This is a genomic window from Pseudaestuariivita sp. (assembly GCF_052825805.1).
On record NZ_JBRBVB010000005.1, the window covers coordinates 104,713 to 126,951 of the forward strand.

Genomic DNA, 22,239 nt, shown 5'->3' on the forward strand with positions numbered 1-22,239 from the left:
GAGAGATCATGTTCGGCAAACTGGCGAAGGCGGTTTTTGGCACGCCCAACGACCGCAAGATCAAGGCGACCCGCCCGCTGGTGGACAAGATCAACGCGCTGGAACCTGAGTTCGAAAAGCTCTCGGACCAGGGGATCAAGGATCGCACCGAAGCGCTGGCCAAGCGCGCCATGTCGGGTGAGGCGCTCGACGCGATCCTGCCCGAAGCCTTTGCCAATTGCCGCGAGGCCGCCAAGCGTGCGCTGGGTCTCAGGGCCTTTGACGTGCAGCTGATGGGCGGTATCTTCCTCCACCAGGGCAATATCTCGGAGATGAAGACCGGGGAGGGCAAAACACTCGTCGCCACCTTCCCCGCCTACCTCAACGCGCTCTCCGGCAAGGGCGTGCACGTCGTCACCGTCAACGACTACCTCGCCAAGCGCGATAGCGAGTGGATGGGCAAGGTCTTCAACGCGCTCGGCCTGACCTGCGGGGTCGTCTACCCCCAACAGCCCGAGGCGGAAAAGAAAGCCGCCTACGCCTGCGACGTGACCTACGCCACGAACAACGAGCTGGGGTTCGACTACCTGCGCGACAACATGCGCTCGTCGCTCGCCGAGATGGCTCAGCGCGGTCACAACTTTGCCATCGTGGACGAGGTCGACTCGATCCTCATCGACGAGGCGCGCACGCCGCTCATCATCTCCGGTCCGGCGCAGGACCGCAGCGACCTCTACGTGGCCATCGACAAGCTGATCCCGTCGCTCGAAGACAGCCATTTCGAGATCGACGAAAAGTCACGCAACGTGACCTTTACGGACGCCGGCAACGAGTTCCTCGAAGAGCACCTGCAAGCCCGCGGCCTCCTGCCCGAGGGGCAGTCGCTCTATGACCCGGAAAGCACCACCGTCGTGCACCACGTCAACCAGGGCCTCCGCGCGCACAAGCTCTTTACCCGGGACAAGGATTACATCGTCCGCGACAGCCAGGTCGTGCTGATCGACGAGTTCACCGGCCGGATGATGGTGGGGCGGCGCCTCTCGGATGGCCTGCATCAGGCCATCGAGGCCAAGGAAGGCTGCGACATCCAGCCCGAGAACGTGACGCTCGCAAGCGTGACCTTCCAGAATTACTTCCGCCTCTACGACAAGCTGAGCGGGATGACCGGCACGGCAGTGACCGAGGCCGAGGAATTCCAGGAGATCTACGGCCTCGGCGTCGTCGAGGTCCCCACCAACCGCGAGATCGCGCGCCTGGACGAGGACGACCAAGTCTACCGCACGGCGCGCGAAAAATACGAGGCCATCGTCGGCGAGATCGAAGAGGCGCACAAGAAGGGCCAGCCCGTGCTGGTCGGCACCACCTCCATCGAGAAATCCGAGATGCTGGCCGCCATGCTCAAGGAGGCCGGCCTGCCGCACAACGTCCTGAACGCGCGCCAGCACGAGCAGGAGGCGCAGATTGTCGCCGACGCAGGCAAGCCCGGCGCGGTGACCATCGCGACCAACATGGCCGGGCGCGGCACGGACATCAAACTGGGCGGCAACGTCGAGTTCCAGGTCCTCGAAGCGATTGCCTCCGAGCCCGAGGCAGATCCCGAGGCGATCCGCACCCGGATCGAAGAGGGCCACGTCTCCGAAGAGCAAAAGGTCAAGGACGCCGGCGGGCTCTACGTGCTCGCCACCGAACGCCACGAGAGCCGCCGCATCGACAACCAACTGCGCGGCCGATCGGGCCGACAGGGCGACCCGGGCCGGTCCTCGTTCTACCTCTCGCTCGAAGATGACCTCATGCGCATCTTCGGCTCCGAACGGCTCGAAAAAGTGCTCAAGACGCTCGGCATGAAAGAGGGCGAGGCGATCGTGCACCCGTGGGTGAACAAGTCGCTCGAGCGCGCCCAGGCCAAGGTCGAGGGGCGCAACTTCGACATCCGCAAGCAGCTCTTGAAGTTCGACGACGTGATGAACGATCAGCGCAAGGTGATCTTCACCCAGCGCCGGGAAATCATGGAGGCCGAGGACCTCAGCGAGATCGTCACCGACATGCGCGAGGAGGTCATCGCCGACCTCGTCGACACCTACATGCCGCCCAAGACTTACGCCGACCAGTGGGACATGCAGGGCCTTTACGCCGCCGCGATCGAGAACCTCGGGATCGACGAGCCGATCATCGACTGGGGCAGCGAGGACGGTGTCGATGACGAGGTCGTGCGCGAACGGCTCGAGGCATCCTCGGGGAAGATGATGGCCAAGAAGGCCGTCGACTTCGGCCCCGAGAACATGCGCAACATCGAAAAGCAGGTGCTGCTTCAGACCATCGACAGCAAGTGGCGCGACCACCTCCTGACGCTCGAACACCTGCGTTCGGTCGTGGCCTTCCGCGGCTACGCCCAGCGCGATCCGCTCAACGAGTACAAGTCCGAAGCCTTCCAGCTCTTCGAGTCGATGCTCGACAGCCTCCGCGCCGAGGTCACCCAGCAGCTCAGCCGCGTGCGTCCGATGACCGAGGACGAGCAAAAGGCGATGATGGAGCAGATGCTCGCCCAGCAGGCGCAAGTGCGCGGGGAGGCCGAGGCCAGCGCACCGTCCGCCCCGGCAGCCGCAGACGCCGAAGGGGAAGAGGTTGCCGCCGCGCCAAGCGCCCGGACTGCGCCACGCTCGCCCGCCATCGAAGGCTTTGTCGAGGACGACCCCAGTACCTGGGGCAACCCCGGCCGCAACGACCCCTGCCCCTGCGGGTCCGGCAAAAAGTTCAAACACTGCCACGGACGGCTTGCCTGAAACGGGCGACCTTTAGCCTGACGGACGCGCCGGCCTAAATTAGAGCACCCGCCTGACAGGCACTGTCAGGCCGCGCCGTCCCGCCCCCATGGGGCGGCGCGATGCGCCACCCCTCGGGACGGCGTGTGAAATTCTGTTTTGAGTGCGTCAGGTTGAAGGCCGCTTTCTTCAGCGAATTGCTCCCAGAAACCGTCTCAGCGCCGCCAGCGTTTGAGGCAAATTTGCCCTAAAAGCGCCGCGAAGCTTTCTCCATCACGTCACGGGCCAGCCGCCTTTGCCTCCTACCCTCAGATCAACTGAATGGGTTGGGAGCCTGAAATGATTTTGCTCAATCGTCCCGCGATCCTGGGCCTGACGCTGTTTGTGGCAGTGTGCATCGGCGCCATCATGCAAGCCGCCGTCGGCGACCGCGAAGCACAAGTTGCGCCGGATGCCTCCACGCCTGCTGTGACCGAACCTGCCTCTGCAGCCGCGCAGCTCTCGGATGCGGCGCCAGCCTCCCCCGAGGAACTCGCGGTCACGGATGTGGAGCTGACCGCCTCCGCCCCGCAGCCCATCGCGCCCGCCAGCCCGGACACCGCGAGGCTGGCCGCAACGCCCCAAGCGCCGTCTGCCGAAGCAACCGAAGCGGCGCGCGAAATGGCCTCTTCCCTCATCGCCGCCGCCTTCGACTCGCTTGGCGGCGCGGCGGACGCCCTCGCGGCGCCGTCGGACAGCATCGACATGTACCGCACACAGCCGCCCGCCGGCACGCAATGCGCGGTCCTTCTGACCGCCGATCCAGCCCCCGTTGCCATGGCGAGCCTCACGCTGGACGCGCCCTGCCACGCCAATACCCGTGTCACGTTCGAACACGAGGGCCTTTCGATCACCGAGATGACCGACGACAGCGGGAGTCTCACGCTGACCTTCCCGGCACTGACGACGCGCGCGACGTTCAACGCCGCGCTCGAAGACGGCACCGAAGTCTCCGCCGAGGTCTACGTCTCCACCATGTCCTCGTACCACCGGACCGTCGTGCAATGGCGCGACGACGCGATGATCGAACTGCACGCGTTCGAGTTCGGCGCCGACTACTGGGCTGACGGCCACGTTTGGGCGGAAACGCCCGGCTCGCGCCTCGCCGCCGCGCAGGGCACGTCGGGCCTTTTGACCACGCTCGGCCGCGCCGACATCCCGGCGCCGCGTCTCGCACAAGTCTACACCTTCCCGATGGAGCACGCCGCACAAACCGGCTCGGTCGCGCTGTCGGTCGAGGCCGCCGTGACCCCGGCGAACTGCGGTACCGAGGTCAGCGCGCAAACGCTCGAATACCGGCCAGACGCCCCGCTCCGCGTGAAAACCGCTGCGCTCTTTATGCCCGAGTGCGACGCGGTCGGCGACTTTCTGGTGTTGAAAAATCTGGTCGAGGACCTGACTATCGCAGCCCAGTGAACCAGCACGGGCGCACATCAGGATGCGACAGGTCTGTGCGGCGATCAGCGCCGCACTTTTTCTTTTGTGCCAAGGCTTTGCTGCGTCCGCGCAGGACGTGACGTTCACCTCGCGCGATGGTTCGGTGACACTCAGCGGCACGCTTTTGGGGTTCGACGGCGAGTTCTACCGGATCGACACGGTCTATGGCGAGCTGACGCTCGACGGCTCCGGGGTCACCTGCGAGGGCGTGGGCTGCCCGAGCCTGACCGACTTTGTCGCTGAAATGCGCCTGTCGGGCAGTGCCGTGATCGCGGACCGCGTGATGCCGCTGCTCCTGACCGCCTATGCGCGCGCAAACGGGCTCGAGCTCAGCCGCGAGGCAGGGCCCGACGGGATCACAACTGTGCTGCTCACGGACCGAGATAGCGGCAAGCTGGCAGGCCGTTTCACCTTTCGCGCGACGACAAGCGAAGAGGGCTTTGCCGACCTTCTGGCCGACGAGGCGGATGTGGTGATGGCTGTGCGCCCGATCCGCGACACCGAAGCGCGGCTGGCCCGCGACATCGGGCTCGGCGATCTGCGCGCGCGCAACCGAAGCCGGGTGCTGGCGCTCGATGGGCTGGTGCCGGTCGTCTCGCCGCGCAATCCGCTGAACGCAATCTCCTTGCCCAACCTTGCAGGCGTGCTTTCCGGCGAGATCACGAACTGGCAGGCGCTGGGTGGCGAGGACGCGCCGATCGATCTTGTCCTGCCCGCTCGCAGCACGGGCCTGACGCAGGCCATCGAAGGGCGGATGGACGTGCCCGGCGGCGCGCCTCTGACGCTGTCTGCGGACCCGGTCGCGGACAATGCTGCGCTGGTCAGCCGCGTTGCCATGGGCACGCTGGGCTTCGGAATCGCGAGCTTCTCGGACCTCGGCAACAGCAAGCCGTTGACGCTGACCGGTGCCTGCGGGTTCGACCTGATGGCCACTCGCCAGAGCATCAAGACCGAGGATTACCCGCTGACCGCGCCGATGTTTCTCTATGTGCCGGCGCGCAGATTGCCCAAGCTGGCCCGCGACTTTCTCAGCTACACCCGCTCGCCGCTGGCACAGATCGTGATCCGCCGTGCGGGGCTCGTCGATCAGGCGCCGGAGGAAATCCCGTGGAACGCGCAGGGCGACCGGCTTTTGAACGCGATCCGCGTGGCGGGGCCGGAGTACGGGCTCGAGGCGCTGCAGGAGATGACCGAGCGGCTGGAGCCGCGCAAACGGCTCACCATTTCCTTCCGGTTCGAGCCGGGCTCCTCACGGCTGGATGCGCAGTCAAATTCGAACGTGCAACAGCTCGCGCGGTCGCTGGAGGCCGGGCGCTATGACACGCGGGACCTGCTCTTTGTCGGATTTTCCGATGGCAACGGGGATGCGGCTGGCAACCGCAGGATCGCCCTGCGCCGGGCCGAAGCGGTGCTGACCGCAGTGCGTGATGCAGCGGAAGCGGCGGACTTCGCGCGCCTGACGCTTGCGACGGAGGCGTTTGGGGAGATGTTGCCGATGGCCTGTGACGACACGCCGTGGGGCCGTTCGGTCAACCGGCGTGTCGAGGTGTGGGTGCGGTGACGCATTCCCTTCGCGTGAAGAAAATGCGCCGTCCGCCTAACCTTTCATAGAGTCCCAGAAGCCTTTGACGGACTTGAAGAAGCTCGAGCTTTCCGGGTTGTTCTCTTCGCTCAGCTCATCGAACTCGCGCAGCAGCTCTTTCTGACGAGAGGTCAGATTCACAGGCGTTTCCACGGCCAGCTCGATGAACATATCGCCCTGACCGGCGGTGCGCAGCGCGGGCATGCCCTTGCCCCGCAGACGCATTTGCCTGCCAGATTGGCTGCCCGCCGGGATTTTCACCCGGGCGCGGCCACCATCGATGGTGGGCACTTCGATGTCACCGCCCAGCGCGGCGGAACTCATGCTGACCGGGACGCGGCAAAAAAGGCTGACGCCGTCGCGTTCGAAGATCTCGTGCTTGGCCACCTCGATGAAGATGTAGAGATCGCCGGTCGGACCGCCGCGCATGCCGGCCTCCCCCTCTCCGCCGAGGCGGATGCGGGTGCCGGTCTCGACGCCTGCCGGGATGTTGACGCTAAGCGAGCGGTCCTTTTCGACCCGGCCCTGACCGCCACAGGTGCGGCAGGGATTCTTGATGATCTGGCCGAGGCCGGAGCATGTCGGACAGGTGCGTTCGACGGTGAAAAAGCCCTGCTGCGCGCGCACCTTGCCCATGCCAGAGCACGTCGGGCAGGTCGTCGGTTCCGCGCCGCCTTCGGCGCCGGTGCCCTCGCACGACCCGCACGCCACCGAGGTCGGGACCTGGATGGTCTTTTGCATGCCGGCGTAGGCTTCTTCGAGCGTGACGCGCAGGTTGTAGCGCAGGTCCGAGCCGCGTGCGGCGCGGTTGCGCCCGCCGCCACGGCCACCGCCGCCCATCATGTCGCCGAAAAGATCGTCGAAGACGTCCGAGAACGCGCTCGCGAAGTCGCCCTGGTTGCGGAAGCCGCCACCTGCGCCCGGCCGTCCTCCGCCGCCCATGCCGCCCTCGAACGCCGCGTGACCGAACCGGTCGTAGGCGGCTTTCTTTTCGGCGTCGCGCAGCACTTCGTAGGCCTCATTGGCCTCCTTGAACTGCTCTTCGGCGTTTGGATTGTCGGCGTTGCGGTCGGGGTGAAGCTCTTTGGCCTTGCGGCGGTACGCTTTCTTGATCTCGTCGGCGCTCGACCCTTTCGAGACGCCCAGCACGTCGTAAAAGTCACGTTTGGACATGGCTCAGCCCTTTCATTCAAAGGCCCGGGGACGGGTCAGGCCCGCTCCCGGGCCCAACCTCAACGTGCCGGATCAGGCGCGTTTGCTGTCGTCCAGGTCTTCGAAATCGGCGTCGACGATGTCGTCATCCGCCGGGCCTGCGTCCGCCGCTTCGGGCTCGGCGTCGCCTGCCTCTTCCTGGCTGGCTTTGTAGATCGCCTCGCCCAGACGCATGGACGCTTCGGTCACGTTCTGGATGCCCGCCTTGATCTTGTCGACGTTGTCGGTTTCCAGTTCGTCCTTGAGTGCCGCGATGGCTAGCTCGATGGCCTCGACGGTCGACGGGTCGACCTTGGAGCCGTGCTCCTCGAGCGCCTTTTCGGTCGAGAGCACAAGGCTTTCGCCCTGGTTCTTGGCCTCCACGAGCTCGCGGCGCGCCTTGTCGGCATCCGCGTTCTCTTCGGCGTCCTTGACCATCTTCTCGATGTCGTCGTCCGAAAGGCCACCCGACGCCTGGATCGTGATCTTTTGCTCTTTGCCGGTGCCTTTGTCGGCGGCGCCTACGGAGACGATGCCGTTGGCGTCGATGTCAAAGGTCACCTCGATCTGCGGCATGCCGCGCGGAGCCGGCGGAATGTCCTCGAGGTTGAACTGGCCGAGCATCTTGTTGTCGGCCGCCATCTCGCGCTCACCCTGGAAGACCCGGATGGTCACCGCGTTCTGGTTGTCCTCGGCGGTCGAGAAGATTTGCGACTTCTTCGTCGGGATCGTCGTGTTGCGGTCGATCAGGCGGGTGAAGACACCGCCCAGCGTCTCGATCCCCAGCGACAGCGGGGTCACGTCGAGCAGAACCACGTCCTTGACGTCACCTTGCAGCACGCCGGCCTGGATGGCGGCGCCCATGGCGACGACCTCGTCCGGGTTCACACCCTTGTGCGGCTCCTTGCCAAAGAATTTGGTCACCTCTTCGATGACCTTCGGCATACGGGTCATCCCGCCCACGAGCACGACTTCGTCGATGTCGGAGGTGCTGAGACCAGCGTCCTTGAGCGCAGCTTGGCAGGGCTTGAGCGACGCTTTGATCAGGTCACCGACAAGCGACTCCAGCTTGGCGCGGGTGAGCTTCATCACCATGTGCAGCGGCTGGCCGTTCGACCCCATCGAGATGAACGGTTGGTTGATCTCAGTCTGGGACGAGGACGACAGCTCGATCTTGGCCTTCTCGGCAGCTTCCTTGAGACGCTGCAGCGCCATCTTGTCCTGCGTCAGGTCGACGGAGTTTTCTTTTTTGAACTCGTCCGCGAGGTAGTTGACGATGCGCATGTCGAAGTCTTCACCGCCGAGGAACGTGTCCCCGTTGGTCGATTTCACTTCGAAAAGGCCATCGTCGATCTCGAGGATCGTCACGTCGAACGTGCCGCCGCCAAGGTCGTAGACCGCGATTGTCTTGGTCTCGTCCTTGTCGAGGCCGTAGGCGAGCGCAGCTGCAGTCGGCTCGTTGATGATGCGCAGCACTTCGAGGCCGGCAATCTTGCCCGCGTCCTTGGTCGCCTGGCGCTGTGCGTCGTTGAAATACGCAGGCACGGTGATCACGGCTTGCGCGACGTCTTCGCCGAGATAGCTTTCGGCGGTTTCCTTCATCTTTTGCAGGATGAAGGCGGAGATCTGCGAGGGCGAGTATTTCTCGCCACGCGATTCGACCCATGCGTCGCCGTTGCCGCCATCGATGACGTTGAACGGCAGGTTTTTCTTGTCTTTTTTCAGATGTGCGTCGTCTGCCCGGCGGCCGATCAGGCGCTTGACGCCAAAGATCGTGTTGTCCGGGTTGGTGACCGCCTGGCGCTTGGCCGGCTGGCCGACGAGACGCTCGTCTTCGGTGAAGGCGACGATCGACGGTGTCGTGCGTGCGCCTTCGGCGTTTTCGATAACCTTGGGCTGCGAGCCGTCCATGATGGCGACGCAGGAGTTGGTTGTCCCGAGGTCGATCCCAATGACTTTAGCCATGTCTTTTCGATCCCTTTTTGAACTTCAAGGCGATGTCCCGAGGGGTGGACCCATGCTTGGCGTTCCAGCCCCCGACGATGATCAGCCCACGGTGTCTGGCCGTGTGCCAACGTCCGGGCGTATATAGGAAGGGGGTATTGGTGCTGCAACCGGGCGAAAGGGGCGTTCGCGGCAAAAATGCCACATTTCTTTTTGACGCGGGAAAGGCAGTGCCGATGACACCGATGGACTTGCGCGGTGTGCGCGTCTTTCCCGGATTTCTGGACCGCGCGGCGCAGGAGCGGATGCTGGAAGACGTGCGGGCTGTGGCGCGGGCGGCGCCGGTGTTTCACCCGGTGACGCCGTCGGGGCGCAAGATGTCTGTGCGAATGACTTCCGCCGGGCAGTTCGGGTGGGTGACCGACCGAAAGGGCTACCGCTACGAGCCGCGTCACCCGGACGGGCAGCCGTGGCCCGCGATACCGGCGAGCATTCGTGAGGTCTGGGACGCGGTGTCGGGATGGGACGGCGCGCCTGAGTGCTGTCTGGTGAACTTTTACGGCGAAAGCGCCAAGATGGGGATGCACCAGGACAAGGATGAGGCGGATTTCGCGGCGCCGGTTGTGTCGATTTCACTGGGTGATGACGCGCTCTTTCGCGTGGGCGGGACCGAGCGGAAGGGCAGCACGGAGTCGGTCTGGCTCAAGTCGGGAGATGTGGTCGTGATGGGCGGCGCCGTGCGGCTCTGCTATCACGGCGTGGATCGGATCAGGTTCGGCACGTCGACGCTTTTGAAGGATTGCGGGCGGATTAATTTGACGTTGCGGGTGGTGACTTAGGCGGCAGGCTGCTCCTAGTACAACTGCAACGACCGTTCACGCGGCGACCCGAGGGGTGGCGCATCGCGCCGCCACATGGGGGCGGGTCAGCGCGGCCTGACAGTGCCTGTCAGGCGGGCGTTCCGTTCTGAGCGAGTTGGCATCCGAACTAACAGAAGCGGCTTTAGCACTCGCCACCTACGGCGCGACAGAGCAGCATCCCGTCATCACGCGGAGGTCCTCGCCGTCTTCGATCCAGAGGTCGGTGTCGAGACCATACGCCCGGTCGGACATGCCGTCCGAGCAAGCCAGGCGGCGGATCACCATCCTAGCGGTCACGTCTTCGGTGCCGGCGGCGAGGACAAAGCGGTCGCTACGGCCAGCCACGCGACCGCGAAACGTTTGCTGCAGAATCGCTTCTTGCGAGAATTCCCGCAACGCAAAGCCTGCCTCGCTTACGCCGAGTGACCAGAAAGGCTCTGTGCCGAAACAGGCAAAGCGGACGGGGAGCGTTTCGGGGTCCTGTCCTGCTCTGAGGGCCAGAAACCGCATCGCGACCCAGCCGGACCGCTCACCGATGTTGATCTGGCCCCAGCCACCACCTTCAGACAGTCGGACGACTTCGATGCCCTCCGCATCATGGGCCAATTCCGATAGCTTTTCCGTTCCAGCGTCCGGTCCGCGCCGCACATTCAGAACATCGTCTGACGCCACGCCCGATACGTTAAAGAGCGCAGGCAAAGCGTTTTGCGCCGCTGCCAGCCCGGCGCTCAGGCACAGGACCAGCGCGACAGCCAAGCGCACCATCACCCGCGCGCGGACCACGAGGCCGAGACCTTCTTGCGGGTGTAGAATTCGGCCATCAACCCGATCATCAACGCGATGATCCCGACCATCATCGGGTAGTCGATGCTGGAGTTGCGCGGGTTGTAGTTAATGAACGCAAAGCCGCGCGACTGGTCGATGGCGTGAAACAGCGGGTTCCAGTCGAACATCGCCAGCATGAAGGGCGGCAGCGTGTTGGCCACGAACATCTTGCCCGACGCGATCATGTTGGCGCGCTGATAGACGGTCGAGATGATGCTGACGACCGTGGGCGCCCAAGGCTTGGCCGCGAGCAACACAAGTCCGAGCGCACAGCCGGTGAACCACGCCATCAGGACCATCGCCAGGCAGCCGATGGGGTCCTGGATCTCGAACGGCGTAAAGACGACGTGGTAGATAAAAAGCACCAGGAACATGGAGAGCAGCTGGATATAGAGCGAGCTAAGCGCCGCCGAGAGGATCGCCACCATCGTGTTCATCGGCGCGTGCTGCATCATCGGGGAGGCCGGCCCTTCGGCGCCTGCGACGGCGCCCATCGCCTTGGTATGGGTCATGTAGAGGAAAATCCCCGACATCACGTAGATCAGGAAATCACCCCGGATCGCGGTGCCGCGCAGGCTGAGGATCGTGAACATCACGTAAAAGGCGACCACCAGCAGGATCGTCTGCATCATGTTGGTAAAGAGCGACATCATCGGGTTACCGTGTGACTTGCGGATGTCGCGGACGATAGAGTGGTAGATCAACTCCATCATGCCGATAAACGTGGAGAACCCGGTTCTCCGCTTTGCGGAACGCTCGAACATGTGCCTCTCACCCAACGGTGTTTACTGCTTCTTGCAGGGAAATCTTGCCGTTCCCTTAAGCGGTGATCATAAGGAGGGCCAAAGAGCGGATCAATTCCGCCGTGGGCCCGCGCTGCGGTTCGTTTCGAGGAGTGACATTTTGGATTACAGCAAACTGCAGGACGCGATGCGCCGTCTGGCGCTCGAGGCGGGCGATGTGATCATGGAGATCTACGAGTCCGGCGACTTTGACGCCAAGGTGAAATCCGACGACAGCCCGGTGACCGCCGCCGACGAGGCCGCCGACGCGCTGATCTCGGCAGGGCTGCGCGCGGCCTTCCCCGATGTGCTGCTGGTGACCGAGGAGCAGGCCGCGTCCCATTCCGAGAAAGGCGACACGTTCCTGATCGTCGACCCGCTGGATGGCACCAAGGAGTTCCTCCACCGCCGGGGCGATTTCACGGTGAACATCGCGCTGGTCGAAGACGGCGTGCCGACGCGCGGGGTGGTGTACGCCCCTGCCAAGGACCGGCTCTTTTACACCACCGCGGACGGCACGTCGGTCGAGGAGGCGGGACCCTTTGCCAAGGAGAGCGCAGGCGCGCTTTCCCCGATCAAGGTGGCGGACAGCGACAACGCGGCGCTCTTGGTGGTCGCCTCCAAATCCCACCGGGATGCGGCGACGGACGACTACATTGGCAAGTATAACGTCCGGGACATGAAAAGCGCCGGCTCCTCGCTCAAGTTCTGCCTTGTCGCGACCGGGGAGGCGGACCTCTACCCGCGCCTTGGCCGCACGATGGAGTGGGACACTGCCGCGGGACATGCCGTGTTGAACGGAGCGGGCGGCGCGGTTGTCCGGTTCGATGACCTGACGCCGCTGACCTACGGGAAGGATGGCTACGCCAACCCCTTCTTTATCGCCTACGCGCCGGGCGTGACGCTGCATCAGGGATAGTCCCGTGCTCCCCAGCGCCTCTGTCGTGGTTGTCAGCCGGGGGCGGGCGGGCGATCTGCCGCTGTGTCTGGCGAGCCTCGTGCAGCAGGATCACCCGATGTTCGAGATCGTGGTGGTCGCGGATCCGGCCGGGCTTGATGCCGCGTACCACTGGGCGAAGGGCGCCGGGCGCGAGGGCCAGTTCAAGCTGCGGGCGTTTGACGAGGCGAACATCTCTGCCGCGCGGAACACCGGCATCGCGGAGGCGGCAGGCGAGGTCATCGCCTTTATCGACGACGATGCGGTGGCCGAACCGACTTGGCTGCGCCACCTCACCGCGCCTTTTGCCTCGTCCGACAGCATCGTCGCCGCGGGCGGATACGTGCGCGGACGCAACGGCATCTCGTACCAGTGGAAGGCGCGCAGCGTGGACCGGATGGCGAGGACGGCTCCACTCGACATCGCAGGCACCGCACCTGTCGCGCTGTCGGCCAACCGCGACCGCGCGATCAAGACCGAAGGCACCAACATGGCCGTGCGCCGGGACGTGCTCGCGGAGCTGGGCGGGTTCGATCCCGCCTACCGCTATTTCCTCGACGAGACGGACCTAAACCTGCGGCTGGCCGTGCGCGGCGGGGAGACGGCGATCGTGCCCCTCGCCGAGGTGCACCACGGGTACAAGGCCAACGCAACGCGCACAGCCGCGCGCGTGCCGACGGACTTGACTGAGATCGGCGCGAGCCTTGCTGTCTTTCTCCGCCGGCACTGCGCCAAGCACAGCCGCCCCCAGGCCCGGGACCAAGTGCGCGCCGAGCAGGAAGCGCGTTTGACACGGCACATGGTAAGCGGCGCGCTCGACCCTTTTGCCCTGCGCAAGATGATGCACGGCTTTGACGCAGGCTATGCCGAGGGCCTGCAAAGGCCACTCGATGCGCTACCGCCGCTGCCTCAATCCGCCTCCGCCTTTCGCCAGATCGCGCCCCTCGAAGAGCGCCCGCATGTGCTCTGCGCCGGACGTCCCAGCGCCATGCCCTCCCTGACGGAGGAAGCCACCGCCGCCGTCACCCGCGGAGAGCGCGCGACAATCATGTGTCTGTCGCGCACGACGCTCTATCACCGGATCCGGTTTGCGTTGCCCGGCGTTTGGGTTCATACCGGAGGCCAGTTCGGGCGCAGCGACAGGCAGAGCCGCGCTGTGAAACTTTGGCGGTTCGCCGCACGTATTGATAGCGAGGCCGCACGTATCGCGGCGCAACGTGGATTTTGACGAATTCATCAACATTTCTGACACCGACACCGGATTGTCCGCAATTTGGCCACGATCGTTTGGTCTGGACGCCTGAGTGAGGTATGGCCTATCCGGCGCTCGGACAGGCAAAGTGGAGTTTATAACGACATGCGCAACAAAGTGACGAAGGCGATCTTCCCGGTCGCAGGTCTCGGCACCCGGTTCCTTCCGGCCACCAAGTCTGTCCCCAAGGAGATCATGACGCTTGTCGACCGACCGCTCATTCAATACGCCATCGACGAGGCCCGCGCTGCGGGGATCAAGGAGTTCATCTTTGTTACCTCCCGCGGCAAGGGCGCGCTCGAGGACTACTTCGATCACGCCCCGCAGCTGGAAAACGAGCTGCGCAAGAAGGGCAAGGACGAGCTGCTCGAAATTCTCAAGAACACCAACATGGATTCCGGCGCCATCGCCTACCTGCGCCAGCACAAGGCGCTTGGCCTCGGCCACGCTGTCTGGTGCGCACGCCGCCTGATCGGGAACGAAGCCTTTGCCGTGATCCTGCCCGACGACGTGATCGCCGCCGAAAAGCCGTGCTTGCAGCAGATGGTCGAGGCGTTCGAGGAGACCCCCGGCAGCATGGTCGCCGCGATGGAAGTGCCAAGCGACAAGGCGTCGAGCTACGGCATCCTCGACATCAACGAAGACAAGGGCGCCATGGTCTCGGTCAAGGGGATGGTCGAGAAACCCAAAGCCGGCACGCAGCCCTCGAACCTCGCCGTCATCGGGCGTTACATCCTGACCCCCGACGTGCTGAAGAACCTCAACAAGATGAAGTCCGGCGCAGGTGGAGAAATCCAGCTGACCGACGCCATCGCCGAAGAAATCCGCGAGGGGCGCCCGGTCTATGGCCACCGCTTTGCCGGGCAGCGTTTCGATTGCGGGTCCAAGGCCGGGTTCCTGCAAGCCACGGTCGCCTTTGGCCTGTCGCGCGATGACCTGCGCGACGACCTGCATACCTACCTGACCGAAATCATGGCGAGCGAGAAAGCCGCCCAATGACGAATGTACTGGTGACGGGCGGCGCCGGCTACATCGGCTCGCATGCCTGCAAGGCGCTGGCGCAGGCGGGCTACACGCCCGTCACGTTCGACAACATCTCCACCGGCTGGAAAGACGCGGTCAAGTTCGGCCCGCTCGAACAGGGCGACCTCCTCGACCGCGAACGGCTGGACGAAGTCTTTGCGACCGTCAAACCCGCCGCCGTCATGCACTTTGCCGCGCTCAGCCAGGTCGGCGAGAGCATGCAGGACCCGGGCAAGTACTGGCGCAACAACGTCGCAGGCTCGCTCAACCTGATCGAGGCCGCTGTGAACGCCGGCTGCCTCGACTTCGTCTTCAGCTCTACCTGCGCGACCTACGGCGACCAGGACGGCGTGGTGCTCGATGAGCAGAGCGCGCAGATGCCGATCAACGCTTACGCCAGCTCGAAACGCGCCATCGAGGACATGCTGCGGGAGTTCGAGGCGGCGCACGGCTTGCGCTCGGTCATCTTCCGCTACTTCAACGTGGCAGGCGCCGACCCCGACGCAGACGTGGGCGAGCACCACATCCCCGAGACGCACCTCATCCCCGCGATGATCGAGGCAATCCAGGGCAAACGCGATGGGCTGACTGTGTTCGGCACCGACTATCCCACGCCCGACGGCACCTGCATCCGCGACTACGTGCATGTCTGCGACCTCGTCGACGCCCACGTGCTCGGCCTCAAATGGCTCGAAGACGGCAAGGGCAGCCGCGTCTTCAACCTCGGCACCGGCGACGGATTTTCGGTCAAGGAGGTCATCGACGCCTCCCGCGCGGTCACCAACATGGAGGTCCCGCACAGCATCGGCGACCGACGCCCGGGCGATTGCGTGAAACTTGTCTCCGGCTCCACCCGCGCGGTGGAAGAGCTGGGATGGCAGCCCAAACGCTCGACCATGCAGCAGATGATCGGCGACGCCTGGAGGTGGCACCAAACTGGGCACTACGCCGAATAGCCCGCCGCCCGCGCGGCTCTTTGACGTCTCGCGGCTGATCCGGCGGGCGGGGCGTCCTTTGACCGGCATCGACCGGGTGGACTTTGCCTACCTCACGCGTCTCGCGGCAGAGCCTGTGCCTTGCTTTGGCTTGGTGCGGACGCGGCTCGGATATGTGCTCCTCGATGCCGAGGGTTTGAAGCGCCTCGCCACCTGCCTCGAAGGAGACAGCTGGGCCCGCCCTCCCCTCTGGCACCGACTCTTGAAGCGTCCCGGTGACACCCGCACCCGGGCAGAGCGCACGGTGCGCAAGCTCGGCATCGCCCGCACGGTCCCGGCGCTGCTCGGCGCGATGCTGCGCAAGCACCTTCCGGCGGGCACGGTCTATCTGAACACCAGCCACGCGAGCTTTACCGCCCGCGTCATCCGTGCCGTGCGCTCGATCCCCGAGGCGCGCATTACAGTGATGATCCACGACACGCTGCCGCTGGATGTGCCACAGTTCCAGCGCGAGGGAAGTGTGCCGCGCTTCGATGCCTTCCTGCGTAGGGTGGGCAGTGCCGCCGATCTGATCATCGCCAATTCCGCGGACACCGCCGCGCGCCTGCCCGAGCATCTCGGCACCTGCCCACCCGTGGTCACTGCCCTTCTCGGCACCGACCTGACCCCCGCGCAGCCACTGCCTCCCGCGCAGCCGCCGCACTTCGTCACGCTTGGCACCATCGAACCGCGCAAGAACCACAAGCTGCTGCTCGACGTGTGGGAGCTTCTACCAGAACCGAAACCGACGCTCTACGTGATCGGCCGGCGGGGGTGGCACAACGCAGACATCTTTGCCCGCCTGGACGCCAAGCCCGACGGGATTATCGAGCTGAACGACGCCACCGACGCGAAGGCCCGACACCTGATCGCGACCGCCCACGGCTTCCTCTTTCCCAGCCTCGCCGAAGGCTTCGGCCTGCCCCCGCTCGAAGCCGCTGTGCTCGGCACGCCTTGCCTCTGTGGCAATCTGCCCGTTTACCGGGAGTTTCTCGCCGACATTCCCGTTTACCTAAAGACGGACGACCGCTATGCATGGAAGCACGAGATAGAGGACCTGATGGCGCACCCGCAGCAGGCCCGAGCCACCCACGCGGAACGCATGCGCAGACATGCACCGCCCACATGGGAGGCTCATTTCAAGACCGTCTTAACCCGGTCCTGATACCGCGGAGCGCACTTGACCAAAGGTTCCGGCAGAGGGGAAGCAGCGCGTGCGCCCATGGCAGTCATACAAGCTGAGGCTTCAGCGGCACCGCTGGCGTGTGCGCGCCTGGCGCAAGCGGCGTGAGCTCAGGACAATTGCCAACCGCACGAAAGCCATCGCACCGAGCGACGTGCTGGTCTTCAGCACCCTGCGCAACGAACGCCGCCGCCTGCCGCATTTCCTGAAATACTACCGCGAGATGGGCGTCGATCACTTCCTGATCGTCGACAACGGCAGCACGGACGGCTCAGGCGACTACCTGTCGAATCAGCCCGACGTCTCTCTTTGGCACACCGAGGCCAGCTACAAGCGGTCGCGGTTCGGCGTCGACTGGCTCAATCGCCTTGCCTACCGCTACGGCCACGGCCATTGGTGCCTCACGGTGGACCCGGATGAGTACTTTCTCTTCCCGTTCTGCGACACACGGCCCATCCAGGCGCTGACCGACTGGCTCGACGCCTCCTCGATCAAATCGTTCTCGGCCATGCTGCTCGACATGTACCCCAAGGGCCCGATCGACGCGCAGCCGTTCGAAGAGGGGATGGACCCGCTCGAAATCGCGCACTGGTTCGACGCCGGAAACTACACGATTTCCAAGAACAAACGCTTCGGCAATCTCTGGATCCAGGGCGGCGCAAGAGCGCGGGTTTTCTTCCCCGACCAGCCCGCCAAATCGCCGGCCCTCAACAAGGTGCCGCTGGTCAAATGGAACCGGCGCTACGCCTACGTGTCCTCGACGCACATGCTGCTGCCGCGCGGGCTCAACCTCGTCTATGACGAGTGGGGCGGGGAAAAGGCGTCGGGCGTGCTCTTGCACACCAAATTCCTCGACACGTTCCACGAAAAGGCGACCGAGGAACTGGACCGCAAACAGCATTATTCCGCGTCGGTCGAGTACAAAGCCTACGCCGAGCAGATGGCCGCCAACCCCGACATGTGGTGCAAGTGGTCCGAAAAATACATCAACTGGCGCCAGCTCGAGATCCTCGGCCTCATGTCTAAGGGGAACTGGGCATGACCCTCGGCGTGGGCATCGTGATGCTCGTGCACACCGCGCTCGACCGTGCCGAGCAGGTGGCGCGCCACTGGGCCAAGGCCGGCTGTCCGGTGGTGATCCACGTCGACAAGAGTGTGCCGCGCCGCGCGCATGACGCGTTCCGAAAGGCACTCGCAGATGTCGAGGATCTGCGGTTCTCGCGCCGGCACCGCTGCGAATGGGGATCCTGGGGACTGGTCGCCGCCACGCAGGACGCCTCAGCGCTGATGCTGCGGGACTTTGCCGAGGTGCGGCACGTCTACCTCGCCTCCGGCTCGTGCCTGCCGCTGCGCCCGGTGGCCGAGCTTGCCGCCTACCTCGCCGAGCGCCCCAAGACCGACTTTATCGAGAGCGCCACGACGGCGGACGTGCCCTGGACCATCGGCGGGCTCGAAGAGGAGCGGTTCACGCTGCTCTTTCCGTTCTCTTGGCGGCGGCAGCGCTTTCTCTTTGACCGCTTCGTCGACTTGCAAAGGCGTGTGCGGTTCAAGCGCAAGATGCCGAACGGGATCGTCCCGCATATGGGCTCGCAATGGTGGTGCCTGACGCGCCAGACGCTGTCGGCCATCCTCGAAGACCCCGAGCGCAAGACCTACGACCGCTATTTTTCCCGCGTCTGGATCCCGGACGAGAGCTATTTCCAGACGCTTGCCCGGCAGTACTCGCCACGGATCGAGAGCCGGTCGCTGACGCTGTCCAAGTTCGATTTCCAGGGCAAACCGCACATCTTTTACGACGACCATCTGCAGCTTTTGAAACGCTCGGACTGCTTTGTGGCGCGCAAGATCTGGCCAAAGGCGGACCGGCTCTACGACGCCTTCATGGGACCGCATGCAGAGGACCAACACCGCGACGAGCCGAGCCCGGGCAAGATCGACCGCATCTTTGCCCGCGCGGTGGAGCGGCGAACGCGGGGTCGGCCGGGCCTCTACATGCACTCGCGCTTTCCCAATTACGGCTGGGAAAACGGACAGACAGCCGAGAAATACTCAGTCTTTCAGGGGTTCGACGCGCTCTTTCGCGACTTTGACCTGTGGCTGGCGCGGACGACCGGGTGTCAGGTGCACGGCCACCTCTTTGCGCCCGCTCGTGCGGAGTTCGCGAACGGCCAGCCGGTGATCCAGGGCGCGCTCAGCGATGCGGCGGGTCTGAGGGACATGAACCCCAAGGCGTTCCTGACCAATTTCACCTGGAACCTGCGCGGCGAGCGGCAGTGCTTCCAGTTCAGCCCGGCGGACACGCAAAAAATCGTCCCGCATTTCGGCACCGATCCGAACGCGCAGGTCTCGATCATCTCCGGCGCCTGGGCGGTGCCGCTCTTTCGCTCGAACCGCAACTTTGGCGAACTGCGCGCGGAGGCGGCGCTCTACCAGCAGATCGAGGCAAAGATGCTCGAGGAGCTGCGCAAGCCGCACGTCAAGGCGCGCGTGCGGGCGTGGACCATGGCCGAGTTCATCGAGGCGCCGATGGAGCCTTTGCAGACCATCATCGACGAGATCGGCCAGACGACCGGACGCCGCCTGACCGAGGCGCCGGTGATGGAGGACCTCACAGGGTTCGGCCAGTTCCTGCAGAACCTCAAGAACCAGGGGATGCACCCCTACCTGATGGGCGATTTCCCGATCGACCCCTCGCCCGAGGCCAAACCCAAGCGCCGCCGCAAGAAACCGTATCTGGTGAGTTAGATGTCCCGATCGTTCGACAGTTTTGTGGTCTTTGCCGAGATGCGGACCGGCTCGAATTTCCTTGAAACCAACCTCAACGCGATCCCGGGTGTCCAGTGTCACGGGGAGGCGTTCAACCCGCATTTCATCGGCTATCCGAACACGACCGACATCCTTGGCATCACAGAGGCCAAGCGAGAGGAGAACCCAAAGGCCCTGCTCCGCCGCATTCGAGACAAATCGGACGGGATCGGGGGCTTTCGGTACTTCAACGACCATGACCCGCGCGTGCTCGATACGGTGCTGGACGACGCGCGCTGCGCCAAGGTCATCCTGACCCGCAATCCGCTCGAAAGCTATGTCAGCTGGAAGATCGCGCAGACAACCGGCCAGTGGAAACTGACCCACCACCGCGGGCGCAAGACCGCGCAGGCCGAGTTCGACGGGCCGGAGTTCGAAGCGCATGTGGCGCGGCTGCAGGCGTTTCAGGTGATGCTGATGGCGCGGCTGCAGACCTCGGGTCAGACTGCGTTCTACGTCGACTATGAAGACCTGCAATCGGTCGAGGTGATGAACGGGATCGCCGCGTTTCTCGGCGTCGAGGGGCGGCTCGAGGCGCTCGATCCCAAGCTGAAACGGCAAAACCCCGGTCCCCTGCGCGACAAGATCAGCAATTTCGAGGAGGCCGAGACGGCGATGGCGGCGCTCGACCGGTTTCACCTCTCGCGCACGCCGAACTTTGAGCCGCGCCGGGGACCGGCAGTGCCGAGCTACGTGGTCGCGGCAAAGGCGCCGCTTCTTTTCATGCCGGTACGGGGCGGGCCGGACGCGGAGGTGCGAAGCTGGCTGGCGGCGCTCGACGGGGTCGATACAGACGCGCTGCCGACGAAGATGGGCCAAAAGGACCTGCGGCAGTGGAAGCGCAAGAACCGTGTGCACCGCAGCTTTACCGTGTTGCGCCACCCGCTGGCGCGGGCGCATCACGTCTTTTGCACCAAGATCCTGCCGACAGGTCCCGGGACGATGACACATATCCGCGCGACGCTGCGCCGGATGCACGATCTGCCGATTCCCGAGGATGGACCCAGCCCGGACTGGAGCAAAGAGCAGCACCGCACCGCGTTCCTCGCCTTTCTCGACTGGATCAAGCTGTGCCTCGCGGGCGCCGGAAGCACGCGGGTCGACAGCCGTTGGGAGAGCCAGATCACGACGCTGCAGGGCTTCTCGGAGTTCGTGCTACCCGATCTGGTGCTGCGCGAGGACGATATGACGGATGCCTTGCCCGCCCTCGCGGGCGGTCTCGGGTGTGACAGCGCTATGCCGGTCCCAACGGCGACTAACGATACGCCGTTCGCGCTCGCGGACATCTATGACGAGACGCTCGAAAAGCGCGCGCGGGACGTCTATGCCAAGGACTACGTGATGTTCGGGTTTGGCGACTGGGCGCCGCCGGCCTGACGTTGGGCCTAAGCCGCCTGGGTCGTCTGCGCTTCGGTCAGGATCGCGTGCAGCTTGCTGGCATCGGGGTTGGCGCGCAGCTTGGCGCAGATGCTGGCATCCCGCAGCGTGCGGGACACAAGCGCCAGCGCCTTGAGGTGGTCGACGCCTGCGTCTTCGGGCGCAAAGAGGCCGAAGACGAGATCCACCGGCTGACGATCCACCGCGCCGAACTCCACCGGCGTTTCAAGACAGATGAAAACGCCTGCGACTTCGGTCAGCCCGGCCAGCCGGGCGTGCGGCAGGGCAACGCCCTTGCCGACACCTGTCGGACCAAGCGCTTCGCGCTCGAGCAGGGCATCCACGGCCGCCGCGGCATCGAGGCCGCAGGCGGTTTCGGCGAGGTCGGCCACATCGTGCATCAGGCGTTTCTTGCTGGAGACCGCGGACACAACCTTTACCGCGCCCGGCTTCAACAAATCCGTGAAGTTCATGCCTGTTACACTCTCGATGCCTTGGGGTGGTGAACGGGCGCAGACGTTACTGCGGCTCGATCCATCCGATATTTCCGTCGTCGCGTCGGTAGACGACGTTCACCCCATCCTGTTTCTCGTTGCGAAATACCAGAACCGGGGCTCCAGCAAGCTCCATTTGCATGACCGCCTCGCCCACCGTCAAAGACGGGATCTGGGTCTGGGTCTCTGCGACGATGACCGGCTGCAACGATTCTGGCTCTGAATCGGGACCGGCCTCTTCACCGGCGAGGATATACGAGGACGCCTCCGAGATTGCAACGGGCTCGGGACGCTCCTTGTGATGGTCCTTGAGCCGGCGTTTGTAGCGCCGCAATTGCTTTTCCATCTTTTCGGCGCAGCCGTCGAAAGCGGCATAAACCTCGGTCGCGTGCGCGCGCGCCTGGGCGGTCAGCCCGGTGGACAGGTGGACGACGGATTCGCAGACAAATTCGTGCGCGTCCTTGGAAAAGATCACGGTCGCCCGGGTGGGCCTTTCGGCGTATTTCGCCACGACAGAGCCAAGTTCATCGCGCACATGCCCCTGCAGGGCCTCACCGATGTCGATCTGCTTTCCCGTGATCTGATACTGCATCCAAGTCTCCTTATATATGACCGGCATGTCAAACGCGCCGGCGGGACCGGGTCTCTTCGCTTTGGAAAAGGAAGCGCGCGCTGTGTCGTGAGGGGCGGAAGCCGCGGGATCGCGGGGGTCTGTCATACGCTCAAGACACGATGCCATTCCAGTATTTGAGCGCGCCGCCCCGGGTTCTGTCAATCATCTCGGACAATTTAAGCG

Annotated in this window: 18 protein-coding genes; 12 read left to right on the top strand and 6 right to left on the bottom strand. The window is 64.5% G+C overall.

The genetic code is table 11. The features are described 5' to 3' along the window. Window positions 1-8 precede the first annotated feature (8 nt). The 3 genes from secA (at window position 9) to ACU0B3_RS08235 (ending at window position 5,775) form a co-directional block, all read left to right on the top strand. On the top strand, window positions 9-2,759 hold the full coding sequence (gene secA, locus ACU0B3_RS08225; RefSeq protein ID WP_446260365.1) for a preprotein translocase subunit SecA: 2,751 nt from the start codon (window positions 9-11) through the stop codon (window positions 2,757-2,759). A 318-nt stretch (window positions 2,760-3,077) separates the two neighbouring features. After that, a complete protein-coding gene (locus ACU0B3_RS08230; RefSeq protein ID WP_446260366.1) occupies window positions 3,078-4,193 on the top strand; it encodes a translocase in 1,116 nt (371 codons plus the stop codon). 22 nt (window positions 4,194-4,215) lie between these two features. After that, a complete protein-coding gene (locus tag ACU0B3_RS08235) occupies window positions 4,216-5,775 on the top strand; it encodes a phosphate ABC transporter substrate-binding/OmpA family protein (RefSeq protein WP_446260367.1) in 1,560 nt (519 codons plus the stop codon). A gap of 36 nt (window positions 5,776-5,811) precedes the next feature. Here ACU0B3_RS08235 and dnaJ read toward each other — a convergent pair whose 3' ends face one another. Together dnaJ and dnaK are read right to left on the bottom strand one after the other, a co-directional pair. After that, a complete protein-coding gene (gene dnaJ, locus ACU0B3_RS08240) occupies window positions 5,812-6,969 on the bottom strand; it encodes a molecular chaperone DnaJ (protein WP_446260368.1) in 1,158 nt (385 codons plus the stop codon). Between the two features lie 72 nt (window positions 6,970-7,041). Then, entirely contained in the window at window positions 7,042-8,952 is a 1,911-nt protein-coding gene (gene dnaK, locus ACU0B3_RS08245) for a molecular chaperone DnaK (RefSeq protein ID WP_446260369.1), read from the bottom strand. A gap of 215 nt (window positions 8,953-9,167) precedes the next feature. Between dnaK and ACU0B3_RS08250 the strand changes: the two genes are divergently transcribed. Beyond that, window positions 9,168-9,770, top strand: a complete 603-nt coding sequence (locus tag ACU0B3_RS08250) for an alpha-ketoglutarate-dependent dioxygenase AlkB family protein (RefSeq protein ID WP_446260370.1) — start codon at window positions 9,168-9,170, stop codon at window positions 9,768-9,770. A gap of 177 nt (window positions 9,771-9,947) precedes the next feature. Here the strand turns inward: ACU0B3_RS08250 and ACU0B3_RS08255 are convergent, their stop codons facing one another. Together ACU0B3_RS08255 and ACU0B3_RS08260 are read right to left on the bottom strand one after the other, a co-directional pair. Beyond that, entirely contained in the window at window positions 9,948-10,574 is a 627-nt protein-coding gene (locus tag ACU0B3_RS08255) for a peptide-binding protein (RefSeq protein ID WP_446260371.1), read from the bottom strand. Further along, on the bottom strand, window positions 10,556-11,380 hold the full coding sequence (locus tag ACU0B3_RS08260) for an ABC transporter permease (protein WP_446260372.1): 825 nt from the start codon (window positions 11,378-11,380) through the stop codon (window positions 10,556-10,558). Before ACU0B3_RS08260 ends, ACU0B3_RS08255 begins: the two co-directional genes overlap by 19 nt. A gap of 136 nt (window positions 11,381-11,516) precedes the next feature. Here ACU0B3_RS08260 and cysQ point away from each other — a divergent pair, with 136 nt between their 5' ends. The 8 genes from cysQ to ACU0B3_RS08300 all read left to right on the top strand — a co-directional run bounded on the left by cysQ (window position 11,517) and on the right by ACU0B3_RS08300 (window position 20,949). After that, complete coding sequence (gene cysQ, locus ACU0B3_RS08265; RefSeq protein WP_446260557.1) at window positions 11,517-12,317, top strand: 3'(2'),5'-bisphosphate nucleotidase CysQ; 801 nt, start codon at window positions 11,517-11,519, stop codon at window positions 12,315-12,317. Between the two features lie 4 nt (window positions 12,318-12,321). Then, window positions 12,322-13,563, top strand: a complete 1,242-nt coding sequence (locus ACU0B3_RS08270; protein WP_446260373.1) for a glycosyltransferase family 2 protein — start codon at window positions 12,322-12,324, stop codon at window positions 13,561-13,563. A gap of 129 nt (window positions 13,564-13,692) precedes the next feature. Next, the gene (gene galU / locus ACU0B3_RS08275) at window positions 13,693-14,586 is read left to right on the top strand and encodes a UTP--glucose-1-phosphate uridylyltransferase GalU (RefSeq protein ID WP_446260374.1); all 894 of its coding nucleotides are present in this window, start codon (window positions 13,693-13,695) and stop codon (window positions 14,584-14,586) included. After that, window positions 14,583-15,566 carry a UDP-glucose 4-epimerase GalE gene (galE, locus tag ACU0B3_RS08280; RefSeq protein WP_446260375.1) on the top strand — a complete coding sequence of 328 codons (984 nt, stop codon included), beginning with the start codon at window positions 14,583-14,585 and terminating at the stop codon, window positions 15,564-15,566. The genes galU and galE overlap by 4 nt, the downstream gene beginning before the upstream one ends. Before the next feature lie 58 nt (window positions 15,567-15,624). After that, window positions 15,625-16,749 (top strand): glycosyltransferase, encoded by a 1,125-nt coding sequence (locus tag ACU0B3_RS08285; protein ID WP_446260376.1) that lies wholly within the window; start codon window positions 15,625-15,627, stop codon window positions 16,747-16,749. Between the two features lie 49 nt (window positions 16,750-16,798). Continuing rightward, window positions 16,799-17,809 carry a glycosyltransferase family 2 protein gene (locus ACU0B3_RS08290; protein WP_446260377.1) on the top strand — a complete coding sequence of 337 codons (1,011 nt, stop codon included), beginning with the start codon at window positions 16,799-16,801 and terminating at the stop codon, window positions 17,807-17,809. Then, window positions 17,806-19,512: a DUF5927 domain-containing protein gene (locus tag ACU0B3_RS08295; RefSeq protein ID WP_446260378.1), complete on the top strand. Its 1,707-nt coding sequence runs from the start codon at window positions 17,806-17,808 to the stop codon at window positions 19,510-19,512. Before ACU0B3_RS08290 ends, ACU0B3_RS08295 begins: the two co-directional genes overlap by 4 nt. Then, window positions 19,513-20,949, top strand: a complete 1,437-nt coding sequence (locus ACU0B3_RS08300; protein WP_446260379.1) for a nodulation protein NodH — start codon at window positions 19,513-19,515, stop codon at window positions 20,947-20,949. Window positions 20,950-20,957: 8 nt separating this feature from the next. On the opposite strand, the gene ACU0B3_RS08305 is transcribed toward ACU0B3_RS08300, so the two are convergent. Together ACU0B3_RS08305 and hpf are read right to left on the bottom strand one after the other, a co-directional pair. Beyond that, a complete protein-coding gene (locus ACU0B3_RS08305) occupies window positions 20,958-21,422 on the bottom strand; it encodes a PTS sugar transporter subunit IIA (RefSeq protein WP_446260380.1) in 465 nt (154 codons plus the stop codon). Between the two features lie 46 nt (window positions 21,423-21,468). After that, window positions 21,469-22,035: a ribosome hibernation-promoting factor, HPF/YfiA family gene (gene hpf / locus ACU0B3_RS08310; protein WP_446260381.1), complete on the bottom strand. Its 567-nt coding sequence runs from the start codon at window positions 22,033-22,035 to the stop codon at window positions 21,469-21,471. Window positions 22,036-22,239 lie beyond the last annotated feature (204 nt).